At 70.2% G+C, this 12,830-nt stretch carries 10 protein-coding genes; 3 read left to right on the top strand and 7 right to left on the bottom strand.

Annotated features, from left to right (window positions below; translation table 11 throughout):
• The first annotated feature begins 416 nt into the window (after positions 1–416).
• The gene (locus NBW84_RS11460) at positions 417–2,657 is read left to right on the top strand and encodes a phage holin family protein (RefSeq protein ID WP_250284414.1); all 2,241 of its coding nucleotides are present in this window, start codon (positions 417–419) and stop codon (positions 2,655–2,657) included.
• Here NBW84_RS11460 and NBW84_RS11455 read toward each other — a convergent pair.
• Together NBW84_RS11455 and NBW84_RS11450 are read right to left on the bottom strand one after the other, a co-directional pair.
• The gene (locus tag NBW84_RS11455; protein WP_250284413.1) at positions 2,646–3,701 is read right to left on the bottom strand and encodes an MBL fold metallo-hydrolase; all 1,056 of its coding nucleotides are present in this window, start codon (positions 3,699–3,701) and stop codon (positions 2,646–2,648) included. The two genes, NBW84_RS11460 and NBW84_RS11455, sit on opposite strands and share 12 nt — an antisense overlap.
• A 123-nt stretch (positions 3,702–3,824) precedes the next feature.
• The gene (locus tag NBW84_RS11450) at positions 3,825–5,621 is read right to left on the bottom strand and encodes an ATP-binding protein (RefSeq protein ID WP_250284410.1); all 1,797 of its coding nucleotides are present in this window, start codon (positions 5,619–5,621) and stop codon (positions 3,825–3,827) included.
• A 295-nt stretch (positions 5,622–5,916) separates the two neighbouring features.
• Here NBW84_RS11450 and NBW84_RS11445 point away from each other — a divergent pair, with 295 nt between their 5' ends.
• Both NBW84_RS11445 and NBW84_RS11440 read left to right on the top strand, forming a co-directional pair.
• Positions 5,917–6,981 (top strand): lysylphosphatidylglycerol synthase transmembrane domain-containing protein, encoded by a 1,065-nt coding sequence (locus NBW84_RS11445; RefSeq protein WP_250284408.1) that lies wholly within the window; start codon positions 5,917–5,919, stop codon positions 6,979–6,981.
• Positions 6,982–7,104: 123 nt separating this feature from the next.
• Positions 7,105–7,545 (top strand): peptidoglycan-binding domain-containing protein, encoded by a 441-nt coding sequence (locus NBW84_RS11440; protein WP_250284406.1) that lies wholly within the window; start codon positions 7,105–7,107, stop codon positions 7,543–7,545.
• A 114-nt stretch (positions 7,546–7,659) separates the two neighbouring features.
• On the opposite strand, the gene NBW84_RS11435 is transcribed toward NBW84_RS11440, so the two are convergent.
• The 5 genes from NBW84_RS11435 to NBW84_RS24245 all read right to left on the bottom strand — a co-directional run bounded on the left by NBW84_RS11435 (position 7,660) and on the right by NBW84_RS24245 (position 12,480).
• Positions 7,660–8,994: an LLM class flavin-dependent oxidoreductase gene (locus tag NBW84_RS11435; RefSeq protein WP_250284404.1), complete on the bottom strand. Its 1,335-nt coding sequence runs from the start codon at positions 8,992–8,994 to the stop codon at positions 7,660–7,662.
• 112 nt (positions 8,995–9,106) lie between these two features.
• Positions 9,107–9,973: an ABC transporter permease gene (locus NBW84_RS11430; protein WP_250284402.1), complete on the bottom strand. Its 867-nt coding sequence runs from the start codon at positions 9,971–9,973 to the stop codon at positions 9,107–9,109.
• The gene (locus tag NBW84_RS11425; protein ID WP_250284400.1) at positions 9,960–10,958 is read right to left on the bottom strand and encodes an ABC transporter ATP-binding protein; all 999 of its coding nucleotides are present in this window, start codon (positions 10,956–10,958) and stop codon (positions 9,960–9,962) included. The genes NBW84_RS11430 and NBW84_RS11425 overlap by 14 nt, the downstream gene beginning before the upstream one ends.
• Positions 10,959–11,082: 124 nt before the next feature.
• Positions 11,083–12,081 (bottom strand): ABC transporter substrate-binding protein, encoded by a 999-nt coding sequence (locus tag NBW84_RS11420; protein WP_250284397.1) that lies wholly within the window; start codon positions 12,079–12,081, stop codon positions 11,083–11,085.
• A 321-nt stretch (positions 12,082–12,402) separates the two neighbouring features.
• The gene (locus NBW84_RS24245; RefSeq protein WP_445548233.1) at positions 12,403–12,480 is read right to left on the bottom strand and encodes a putative leader peptide; all 78 of its coding nucleotides are present in this window, start codon (positions 12,478–12,480) and stop codon (positions 12,403–12,405) included.
• Positions 12,481–12,830 lie beyond the last annotated feature (350 nt).

The raw sequence follows: 12,830 nt of genomic DNA, 5'->3' as shown, positions 1-12,830 counted from the left end.
CCAGGTCCCACGCCAGGTCCCGCGCCAGGTCCCACGCCAGGCCCTGTTCCGGGGCCAGGAGCCGCGGGCGGACACCCGGATGCCCGGTACTCGGTCGCCGCCGCGGCCACCCGACACGCGTCCGCCGGGCAACCGTGTGACAACCTGGCAAGCGGTCGGGCAACTTCCTGCCCAGCCAGCCGAAGATCCATCAGATATGGCCAGAGCACCCATGGCGCGACCATGAGCAGCAGTACAGCCGGTGGCCGACGCCAGCAGGCCCCGAACAGCAGAAAAGATCACCAGAAGTCCGTCATCGCGTACGTCCACCCGGCCGGCGGACGCGCCGAACGGCGAACTCGCCCGGCGCGTGATCCGCGCGGACGGGCGCGGGCGCTGTCCGCGCCGCTTGACCGGCGCTCTACTCTGCGCTGGCCATGGTTGTGGGTCACACCGGTGCCGACGGCACCGACGCCGCTACGCGGTCCCGCCCCGCCCTGCCCGGACGCGGGCGCGAGCGCGGGCGGCGCCTCGCCGTGATCGGGAGGCTGCTGCGGGGACGGCTGCGCCTCGCCGGCATCGTGCTGCGCGACATGAAGCCGACGCCGCACCGCCTTCTGCGCGTCACCCGGTCCGTCGTGGCGAGCGGGCTCGCGCTCGGCCTGTCCCTGGAGTTCCTGCCCGGTATCGAGATCAACGGCTTCGGCGCGCTGATGCGTCTGGTGGTCATTCTCACCCTGGTGGGCGCGTTGCTGCGGCCGGTGCTCGTCGCCCTGGCGGTCGCTCTCGGCGGGATCGCCGTGCCACTGATCGGCCTGTTCGCGCAGACCCTGGTGATCTACATCGCGCTGCGTATCGAACCAGAGGTGATCTCCAGCAGTTTCGGCGCGGCCGTCGGGGTCGCCTGGGGCACCGCGGTGATCTCGGCGGTTGTCGGCTGGCTGGCCGACGCCGGCAGCGACGGGACGTTCAGCAGCGAGGTCATACGACAGGTCGCCCGCTACGGTGGCGGCGGGGACGGCAGCCCGTTCGACGGCCCGGGAGTCGTCATCGTGCAGATCGACGGCCTGTCCGCGCCGCTGCTGCGATGGGCGGTCACGGCCGGTAACCTGCCCACGCTCAGCCGCTGGGTCCGCGGCGGCTCGCACCGCTTCGTCGAATGGCACACCGGCATGCCCTCGACGACCCCGACCAGCCAGGCCGGCATCCTGCACGGCGCGTCCGGCCACGTCCCCGCCTTCCGCTGGTACGACAAGAAGGCCGGCCGGCTGGTGGTCACCAACCGGCCACGGGACGCCGCCGAGATCGAGCGGGGGTTCAGCGACGGGCGTGGCCTGCTCGCCGACGGCGGGGTCAGCATCAGCAACGTCTTCTCCGGCGACGCGCCGCACAGCCTGCTCACCGTCAGCCAGGCCGGTCTGCCCGGCCGCCGGGCCCGCGGCTACGCCTCGTTCGCGGCCAGCCCGCAGGGGCTCGCCCGCTCGCTGGTCCTGACCATCGGCGAGATGATCAAAGAGGTGCACCAGGCCCGCAAGCAGCGCCGCGACAACATCTTCCCCCGGGTCCGCCGCGGTGGCTCGTACGTGGCGCTGCGCGGGCTGACCAACGTCCTGCTGCGCGACCTCAACGTCACGTTCATCGCCGAGCAGATGGCCCGCGGCGTGCCCGTGGTGTTCTGCGACTTCGTCGACTACGACGAGGTCGCCCACCATGCCGGGCCCAACCGGCGGGAGTCGCTGCAGACGCTGGAGGGCGTCGACCGGGTGCTGGCGATGCTCGAGCGGATCGCCAGTGCCGTCGAGCGCACGTACGAGATCGTCGTCCTGTCCGACCACGGGCAGAGCCAGGGCGCGACGTTCCGCCAGCGCTACGGGCGGTCCCTGGAGGACACCGTCCGCGGCCTGCTGACGCCGGGGGCGGCCGCTGCCGCCGCGACCGGGACCGCCGAGGGCTGGGGCCCGGTGAACACCCTGCTCACCGAGGTCACCGGCGGCGGGGACGGCACCGGGCCGGGACGGCTGATGCTGCGCCGCCGCACCGACGACGGGCAGGTCACCCTCGGCCCGTCCCGGCTGGAGGTCACCCTCGACCCGCAGCGGCCGGATCTCGTCGTGGTCGCGTCCGGGAACCTGGCCATGGTCTACCTGCCGCAGGTGGCCGGCCGCGCCGATCTCGAGCAGATGGAGTTCCTGCACCCGGCGCTCGTCCGCGGGCTGATCGACCACCCGGGGGTCGGGTTCGTCGTGCTGCGCTGCCGGGGGCACGGACCGGTCGCCTTCGGCGCCCAGGGCCGGATGTTCCTGGAGACCGGGGTGGTCGAGGGCACCAACCCGCTGCTCGGGTACGGCTCGCGGGCCGCCGCGGACCTGCTGCGCCACCAGCGGATGCACAACGTCGGCGACATCGTCGTCATGAGCCGGATCGACCCCGGCACCCGGGAGGTCGCCGCGTTCGAGGAGCTAGTCGGCTGCCACGGCGGGATCGGCGGGGACCAGACCCGGGCCGTGCTGCTGTACCCAGCGGGCTGGCCGGCCGTACCCGGCCCGCTCGAGGGCCCGGACGCCGTCCACCACCAGCTCGTCCGCTGGCTGGAACGGCTCGGGCTGCGCCGCGACCCGCTGCCCGCGCCCCGCCCGCCCCTTTCCGATCAGGAGAATGAGGTCCGATCAGGAGAATGAGGGTGGAAGTGGCTGCTGCAGCAACCGTTTGTTCCCTCGTTCGCGTGATTCGGCGATATTCAGGGATTCGCCGTGGGTGAGGACGCGCACCTCGGCGGGCAGGTCGGTGGCGGTGGCGGCCAGCCGGGCGAACTCGCGTCCGGGCTCGTGGAAACGGTCGGGACGCACCCGGTCGAAGCCGATCGGCCAGAAGGTCCCGTAGTGGATCGGTATCGCCACCGCCGGCCGGGCGGAGAGCGTCCGTGGGGAGACCGGCTGGACGGAGACCGCCGGTGCGGAGACCTTCGGTGCGGAGACCGTCGGCGGGGAGAGCGCTGGCGGGGAGAGCGCTGGCGGGCGGACCGGTCGCGGGCCCAGCGTTCGGCGGACCGCCTCGATCGCGCCGGCCGGGTCGAGATGCCCGGGGCCGAGGCTGGGCCCCCAGCCACCGACCGGGACGAGAGCGATGTCGATGCCGAGCGGGGCAAGATCGGCCATGGCGTCGTGCAGGGCGGTGTCCCCGGCGAACCACACCGTCCGGCTGCCGGTCACCACGAATCCGAGCGCCGGGCCACGATGGCGCGACCACGGCCCCCGCGAACCGTCGTGCTCGGCCGGCACCGCCAGCACGTCCAGACCGGTCATGTCATCACGGGAAGTCACCCGGACGCGGTCGCCGGGCACCATCTCCACGCAGCGCTCGGCGAGTGCCGGGTGCCGGCGGGCCAGCAGGGCGGCGCCGCCGCGCGGCAGAATGATCGGCACCGTCGGCGGGAGCAGCTTCAGCGACGGGATGTCGAGATGATCGGCGTGCAGATGCGAGACGACCGCGGCGTCGACCCGCGCGGCCTGCGCCGCCGGGCGCGCGCCGGCCCGCCGGCGCAGATGGGCGATACGCGGCCCGAACACCGGATCGGTCACCAGCCGCGTACCCGCGTCGGCGATCACAACCGTGCTGTGCCCCCACCAGGTGACGTCCACCCCACCAGTGTGCCCGCGGCGTGCCGTCGCTCGTGCGCTCCTCGCCGGGACCGCCGCCGACGCTCCCGGCCGCTGGCGGCTCATTCCGGCTCCGTGCCCCGGGTCCGAGGCGACAGATCCGTTGACACGATGGAGAAGAGGGACACGATGGAACGGAGGAAAAGAGCAGGTGGAGCACCTGGAACTGGGCGGCCTGGCCGCCGGCGCTCATCCCGGGGGCGGGGCCGTGGTGGGGAAGCGCGGGCCGGCGACGTAGAAGACGCCCTGACCGACCGTCCGCACCGAGCCGACGACCAGCACCCCGTCGTCCCGCAGCTCACCGAGCACCCTCGACGCCTGAACCGAGCGCAGCCCGCAGTACTCGATGAGGTCGCGTGTCCGCACCGCCCCCTGGTCACCGACCAGCTCCACCGCGAAGGGCTTGACCTCCTTCGGCGGAACGTCGAAGTAGGGCAGCCGGGCGGCGAGCAGCTCACGGGCCCGGTTGCCGAGCCGGAATCCACCGCCGCCCGTACCACCCGCGTGCACCGGAACGATCAGTGCCGAATCGTCGTCGACGATTTCGCGCCGGGCTCGGGCCAACGCCTCCGCCGCCTCTTCGGAGGTTTTCTGCAGCAGCGGGGCCAGCACCCGCTCGTCCGCCCGCGGATGGTCCAGGAGCCGGTGAATGATCAGCACGACGTCCACGTCGGCTCGCGCGTCGGCGCTCAACAACGAGGTCAGATCGGTGACCGGCTCCACCGGATCACCGCCGATCAGTACGCAGCGGACGCTGTCCACCGTCTGGGTGATCACTGGTGGCCGGTGGCCGAGCAGGATCATCTCCCGGTACATGCGGTCCACCCCGATCGCCTCCCGCTCGGCCAGCCGCAGGCTGCGCATGACGTTGGCGAGATGCGGATTGGCCGACCGGGATGTCGTGGTCAGGACGTTCGACGCGTCCACGCCCGGTGGGAAGCGTCCCGGTGAGGTGACGACGAGCTGGTCGCCCAGGTGCTCGATGGTGATCGGCTCCGGCCGTTCCCAGTCCCGGTGCATGATCGCGTTGACGATCGCCTCCCGGGCCGCGGCACCGGGGATCGCCTCGCCGATGCCCCGGGCGCCCAGGCGCACCGCGTGCACACGCTGGTTCGCCAGCCGGATGGAGAGCTCGATCTCGTTGAACTCGACCAGCAGCGGACGGCCGGGCTCGTCGAGGCGGATGAGCGCGTCGGCTCCCGGCCGGGCCCGCCGGACATAGTCGAGATGTGACTGCTGCCGGTCCGTCACCGCGAACAGCAGGGCCCCCGCGCGGGTCAGCGTCCCGGTCGTGGAGTCGAGAACCCCGAGAGCACGCAGCAGTTCCTCGTCCGGCCGGGACGTCAGGGCGACCCGGCTCGTCTCCTCAGCGGCCCGCAGCACCTGACGGGCCACCAGCAGGGCCGCTATGTCGACATCGTCGAACCGCATCGTCGTCGGCTCGGCCGACCAGTCGACGTGGCGGCGCACCAGAGCGGTGTGATCCACACTGCTCATCTCCACGCAGTGCGTGCCGACCCGGTGCTTGTACCGGCCGCCGGGGACCCGGTGCGCGGTCAGGCCCGCGCTGACGACGATGGTCAGCAGGCGTGCTCCGCTCGCCGCCGTGACCGCTTCCACGTCGACGGCCAGATGCGGATCGGTGAGCTCCCAGATGCGGTGCCGCAGCCATTCGGGGTTCAGCGCGGTACCCACGAACGCGGCCGGGCCGCCACGCTTGTCCTCGACTCCGACGATGACGACGCCGCCGCGGGCGTTCGCGAAGCAGCACGCGGAATCAGCAAGATCGCGAGCGGTCGGCTCGTGCTGGGTACCACCTGCCGTCGGCGGGCCGTTCACGGAGCGCCTGGACTGGTCTTCCTTGAAGTCCAACGTCTCGGTCTCGACATCACCGGCCCGGACGCCGGCATGGACAGCCGTGAGCGCCCTCGACGCCTCCGCGCGCCGGGGGTCCTGCCAGGAGGAAATCACAGCGAGGTCATCCATCGGCCATCGGATCGGTAGTTCATGGCCACGAATTATAGACCTACCCCTTCCAGGGCGGATGATCTGAACGTTCAGCGGCGTACGAACGGATTCCCGTGTTCTCGTGTGGTGACGGGGTAGACGAGAGCATCGATGGGCCACCATGAGATGCGATGTGTGGTCTCACAACAACGACGTCCCGCCGCCGGCCCGCATGGCGCTGTCCGCGCTCGCGACGCTGCCCACAGTGGTCCACCGATGATCATTCGGGTGCGACGGCGACGGCGACGGTGACGGCGTCCGCGGGTGCGAGCCGATGACGGTGCTGCGGGTGCCCCGGTGGCTGCGCCGGGGCGCCGCGGTCGTGATACTGGCACTGATCATCGAATACGCGGTGCTGCCGCAGCTTGCCGGTGCGCGCAAGGCGCTGGAGACGTTCTCCGACGTGGAGCCGCGCTTCCTGGTGCTCGGCCTGGTCCTGGAGGCGGCATCCCTGCTCGCCTACGCGATGCTGACCCGCAGTGTGCTCGCCCGGGAGGGCCGGCCGTCGCTGTGGACGCTGCTCCGGATCGACCTGACGACCCTCGGTGTCAGCCACATGCTGCCCGGCGGTGCCGCCACCGCGAGCGCGCTGCGCTACCGCCTGCAACGCGGCGCCGGGGTCGGCGCGTCCGAGGCGGTGTCCGCCGCGACGATCCAGGGCGCGGGCTCGGCGGTCGTCCTGAACGTGATCCTGTGGATCGGCCTGCTGATCTCCATCCCGACCCGGGGCGGCAACCCGATCTACGGCACGGCCGCGGCGGTGGGGACGTTACTGATCGCCATCGTCTTCGTCGGCGTGATACTTCTCACCCGGGGCAGTGAACGAACCGCCCGTGTCGTGCGTTCCGTCGCCCACCGCGCGCCGGGCCTGTCACCGGACGGCGCCGAACAGCTGGTGCGCACCTTTGCCGACCGGCTGCGGGTCCTCGGCGCGGACAGGCTCCTGCTCGCCAGGGCGACGCTGTGGGCGGCGGCGAACTGGCTGCTCGCAGCCTCCTCCCTGTGGGTGTTCCTGTACGCCTACGGCTACGCCGCGTCCGTGGACGGCCTGCTGGTCGCCTACGGGCTCGCCAACGTGCTGGCCGCCGTCCCGATCTCCCCCGGCGGGCTCGGGATCATCGAAGGGGTGCTCGTCCCCACCCTGGTCGGGTTCGGCTCGACCCGGGCTGTGGCGCTGCTGGGGGTCGTCACCTGGCGGCTGGCGAACTTCTGGCTGCCCATCCCGCTCTCGGCCGTGGCCTACCTGTCCCTGCGGACGGGGTCGCTGCGGCACCGCAAGCTGCCGCGGCAACGGCCGTGGAACGACCCGAGCACGATCAACGAGGAGATCCCGACCTGACAACCTGACGTGGGCAGCCATCCCGGCCGGATGTGTGACTGACAGATATCAGATCATCGCTCATAGTGTTTCTAGGTGGCCACCACCGGTCGCCCAGGAACCAACCGCCGAGGAGGCTCACGCATGTCCGCGACCTGGCCCCTGCAGAAGAACGGCAGCAGCGGCGAACCAGTACAGAGCATCCAGTACCTGCTACGCGCGCACGGATATTCGGTGGCAGTCGACGGCGTCTTCGGGCCGGCGACCGAGGCGGCGGTGCGCGCCTTCCAGTCGTCCGCCGGAATCGCGGTCGACGGCACCGTCGGTGACCAGAGCTGGCCGGCGCTCATCGTCACCGTTCGTGACGGCGACCGGAGCGAGAAGGGTGACGCGGTACGCGCCGTCCAGGACCAGGCGAACGCCCGGATCAGCGACCCCGGGGACTTCCTCCCCGTGGACGGCGTCTTCGGCCGGCGGACGGACGCCTGGGTACGCGACTTCCAGCGGCACGCCGGCATCACCGCCGACGGGATCGTCGGTCCTGTCACCTGGAACCGTCTCGTCAGGGACGAACCGGGCAACTGAACACGACCAGCCCGCGACCGGACGCGAACCGGTGGGCACCGGTGGGCACCGGCCCCGCCCACCGGCGCCGCCCCACCCGCCCGACGGCGACGCCGGCTCGGCTCAGCCCGGCGGTCAGGCCTGGATGGCCAGGCGGTTCGCGGGGCGGGGCAGGCCGTAGTGGTCGCGCAGGGTGCGTCCGGTGTACTCGGTGCGGAACAGGCCACGATGTTGCAGGATCGGTATCACCAGGTCGACGAAGTCCGTCAGCCCGCCGGGCAGGAACGGCGGCATGATGTTGAAGCCGTCGGCCGCGTCCTGGGTGAACCACTCCTCGAGCTGGTCGGCGACCTGTTCCGGCGTGCCGGCGAAGACGCGGTGCCCGCGGCCGCCGCCCAGCCTGGCGATCAGCTGCCGGAGGTTCAGTCCGTCGCGGCGGGCGAGCTCGCTGACCAGGGTGAACCGGCTCTTGTTGCCGTTGATGTCCCGCTCGTCGGGCAGGCCGGGCAGCGGCCCGTCCAGCGGGAGGCCGGTGAGGTCGACGCCGACCATGTTCGACAGCTGCGCCAGGCCGTACTCGGGGATCTGCAGCGCCGTGAGCTCCTCCTCCAGCTCCCGGGCCTGGGCCTCGGTGGCGCCGATGACCGGGCAGATGCCGGGAAGGATCTTCACGTCCTCGGGCGCGCGCCCGTAGCGGGCCAGGCGTGACTTGAGGTCCTTGTAGAAGGTCTGGCCGTCGGCGAGGGTCTGCTGGGCGGTGAAGACCGCCTCGGCGTACTGGGCCGCGAACTCCTTGCCGTCCTCGGACGAGCCCGCCTGGACCAGCAGCGGATAGCCCTGCGGGGAACGCTGGACGTTCAACGGCCCCTGGACGCGGAAGAACTCGCCGACGTGCCCCACCTGGCGAATCCTGCTGGTGTCGGCGTAGATCCCGCCCGCCCGGTCGATGATCGGGGCGTCGTCCTCCCAGCTGTCCCACAGCTTGGTGGCGACCTCGACGAACTCCCGGGCCCGGGCGTACCGCAGGCCGTGCTCAGGGTGCTCGTCCAGCCCGAAGTTTCGGGCCTCGTCGAGGCTGCCGGAGGTGACGATGTTCCAGCCGGCCCGCCCGCCGCTGATGTGGTCGAGGGAGGCGAACTTACGGGCGACGTGGAACGGCTCGTTGTAGGTCGTCGAGACGGTGGCGATCAGGCCGATGCGCTCGGTGACCGTGGCCAGCGCGGAGAGCAGGGTGACCGGCTCGAAGCCGCCCAGCACGTTGTACCGGACCTTGCCCCACAGCGCCAGCCCGTCGGCCAGGAAGAGGGAGTCGAGCCTGCCTCGCTCGGCCGTGCGCGCGAGCTCCTGGAAGTAGGCCAGGTCGGTGGCGCGTTCGGGCTGGGCCCGGGGGTGACGCCAGGCGGCGTCGTGGTGCCCGGCGTTCATCAGGAACGCGTTGAGGTGGAATTTCCGGTTGCCGGCGGCAGACATGACGTTCCTCTTTCCACGGGCGGCTTCCTACGGACAGGTGAACGGCTGCTCCGACGGAGCCGGCATCCGTGCGGGCGATCCACGGATGCCGGCCGCGTTGCCCGGCGCGACATTACGAGTTCGAGGTCACCCGCCACCTCGTGAAGCGCCGTTCCAGGGCGAGCAGGGCCTGGTTGATGACGAGGCCGACAGCCGCGACCGTGATGATCCCCGCGTACATCTCGGGGATCGCGAAGTTCGACTGGGCATAGTTGATCAGATAGCCGAGCCCGGCCTTGGCGCCGACCAGCTCGGCCGCGACGAGTATCAGGATCGCGTAGGCTCCGGCCAGCCGGACACCCGTGAAAATCGTCGGGACGGCGGCCGGAAGAATGACCTTCTGGAACAGCCGTACCGATGACAGCCCCATCGACCGTGCGGATTTCACGAGCAGGGGGTCCACACCCTGGACACCGCTGATCGTGTTCAGCAGCACGGGCCAGACGCAGGCATAGACGATGATGGCGATCTTCGAGGTCTCACCCAGCCCGAAAATCAGCACGAACACCGGCAGCAGGGCCAGCGGAGCGGTGTTGCGGAAGACCTCGAGCACCGGGTTGAGGAACTGGGCCACCAGCCGGAACCAGCCGATGAGCAGTCCCAGCGGCAGCGCGATCAGGATGGCGATGGCAAAGCCGCTGGCCGCCCGGGTGAGGCTGGCGGAGGTGTGCTCCCACAGGTCACCGCTGCGAAGCAGCGCCACCCATTCGTCGGCAACCTCGGAGAAGGGCGGCAGGAACACACGGTCGACCACCCCGAGCCGCGGGAGCGTTTCCCAGGCCGCCAGCAGGATCAGAATTCCCACCACCCGGCGGGAGAGCCCGCCGGCGATCCGGCCGGCCCTGGACAGCCAGCCGCGGCGAGCGGCGGCGGCCGGTGACGCGGCAGCTGGGGAAAGCCGGCTTCCGGCCTCGGTACGGGTGTCCTCAACGATGGCCAACGCTGGTCACTTCCTTCTCCGCCTGTCCCGCGTGCCCCTCCGCCTTTGTGTGCCCGCCGGGCCCGGCGGGCCCGGCGGGCCCAGTGAGCCCGGCGGCCTTCGTGGGCGCCGTGCCGGCCGCACCGCGGCGGGCCGGCCCGCCGCCGAAGGATGCCCGCTCACCTGCCGACTGTTCGTCACGTTCGGCCTGCTGAGCTCTGGCCACCTCCTCGCGCAGCAGCTCCCAGACCTCGTGCCGGTAGCGGACGAAATCGGGATCGGAACGCAGGTCGGTCCCGTCCGCGCGGGCGGTGATGGGGATGTCGACGATCTGCTTGATCCGGCCGGGCCGGGAGGTCATCACCGCGACCCGCTGACCGAGATAGACGGCCTCGTCGATGCCGTGGGTGACGAAAAGAATCGTCTTGCCGGTCTTGGCCCAGATCCGCAGGAGCTCGTCCTGCAGGGTTTCTCTGGTCTGGGCGTCCAACGCGGCGAAAGGCTCGTCGAGCAGGAGGACCGCCGGGTCGTAGGCCAGGCTCCGCGCGATCGCCACCCGTTGTTTCATACCACCCGACAGCTCGTGGGGATATCGATGTTCGAAACCGCTGAGCCCGACGAGGTCGAGGTAGTGCCGGGCCAGGGCCGAACGTTGCGACCGCGCCACCTTCTTGGCCTCAAGGCCGAATTCGACGTTGCCGAGGGCGGTCCGCCACGGGAACAGCGCATACTGCTGGAAGACGATCCCCCGGTCGAGGCCGGGGCCGGTGACCGGGCTGTCGTCGACGAGGACCTGACCATCGCTCACGCTGGTCAGTCCGCCGAGGATGTCCAGCAGGGTGGACTTCCCGCAGCCGCTGGGGCCGACCAGGGCCAGGAACTCGCCGCTGCGGATGCGCAGGTTCACGTTGTCGACCGCGGTGAACTCGCTGACGGTGTTGCGGAGATTTCCGTGATCGCGGACGGCGAAATTCTTCGTGACGTTCCTGAATTCTATCGTGCTCATTGCCGATCATCTCTCGGTGTCGGTGAAGGATGGTTCCCGGTGCCACGACGGCTGGGACGGCTGGGCACCGGGAATCCCGCGTCCGGAGCGGGGCAGCGGCTCGGTTCCGCCGGGAACGGCTCCGTCAGGAGGGCACCCGGAACGGGTTGAAGTCGTTGGTGAAGAGCTCGGCCGGGGTGATGTCCTTCTTCAGCTGGCCGTTCGCTTTCAACCAGCCGGTCCACCGGGTGAAGTCGGCGTCCGCGATGAGCCCGCCCCGGCCGGCGACCCCGTATCCCTTGAAGTACTGGATGGCGGTTGCGTCCTCCTTGCGGTCACGCTTGGCGATGATGTCCTTGAAGCGGGCGATGACCTGGTCGCGAGGAGTCGTCCTGGACCATTCGACGGCCTTGCCCACACCCTCGACGAACTGCCTGGTCGTCGTCGGGTTCTTCCTGATGAAATCCTCGCGGAGCACGTAGCTGCCAGCCGTGAACGAACCGAAGAGGTCGTAGTCGCTGAACAACGGGTGAATCCCGCCCCGGGCCAGCGCCTTGTCCCGCAGAATTCCGCCGAGGACCGCGACGTCGATCTGCTTCTCGCGCAGCGACTGCTCGGTGTTCACCGGCGGGACAACCGTCGGTATCACTTTTTTGATCTCGTCCTGGCTGAGACCGCCCCGCTTGAGGTATTCGTCCAGGATTGCCTCGTAGTGCGCGCCCAGCGTGTTCATGCCGATTTTCTTCCCGAACAGGTCACGAGGTGACGTGATCGGGCTCCCGTCGAGAACGTAGAAGCCGCCGAAGGTGTTCTGGTCGATTCCGTAGCTACCGACCACCGATTTGATCGGCGAGCCCGCGGCGATCAGCTTGATGATTGCCCCGTTGAACGCGCTACCGAAGTCGACGTCACCGGTGGCGGTCGACTGGATGTCCTGCGGGCCGCTGATCGTGTTACCGATCCACTTGAGCTTTATGGGGCCGAGGTAGCCGAGATCCGCGGCGAGCTCGACCGGTGTGACCTGGCCGACGGAGCCCTGATAACGCAGTTCGGTCTGTTCGGTCCTGGCGGCATCGCCGCCGTCGCTCTGCCCGCAGGCCGCCAGAATCAGCGTCGCTACCAGGGCGACGGCTGCTGGCAGCACCCCCGGTCGGCGTCGAATGGCACGTCGAACACTGCGCTGCATGGTGAGGTCGAATTCCTCTCGGGTTTGTCTGCGGACCGGTCAGCGGCCGGCACGGTCCCGGGCGGCGGCGGAGCGACATCGATCGACGGTACCGTTGGAATAAACTGTCAGATCACAGTTGTACGCGACACGAAGATGACCGCCGCAGAAAATCGGGGCGACGCTGCCGGCGCGGCACCCGCCTGCCGGAACAGCGGAGATAAGACCAGCGGGAAGAAAAGGCGGAACGGACGCGGAATACATGCCGGGCCGCGCCGGCCGGCCGAAGAGAACAGCGGGTCAGGCGGAACACATGGCGCTGGCGACGCGGAGGAAATCCACCGCACGCCGGACTGACAGGCCGATATCCCTTGGCATGTTGTGCACTATGTCAGTCTACAAGCCGGGTTGTCAACAAGTTGACCAAGAATTCCGCGCGGCGTCAGGCACGCGGACAAGAACGTAGCCGTCCGGCTACTTTGAGAATCTGATTATTTTCCGAGAATGCCTAATTCCAGACACGCCGCGTGACGCTTATTCAGGGGGATGGTTCCGGCCGGGCGGGGCCACCCGGCCGCCGGCGGCCCGGGCTCACCGGCGGCCTGGCCACGGGATCGGCGAGTTCGCCCCGGCACCCGCACCGTCAGCACCGACAGCCCTGCCGGCACCGACGACACCCACCCGTATCAGCGGCACCGGCGGGACCGACGCCCGTACCGCCACCGCCA

The sequence above is a fragment of the Protofrankia sp. CiP1_Cm_nod2 genome (assembly GCF_920664355.1).
Lineage (GTDB): Bacteria > Actinomycetota > Actinomycetes > Frankiales > Frankiaceae > Protofrankia.
The sequence above is the reverse complement of the archived record's forward strand: the minus strand, read 5'-3'. Positions and strand labels throughout refer to the sequence as shown.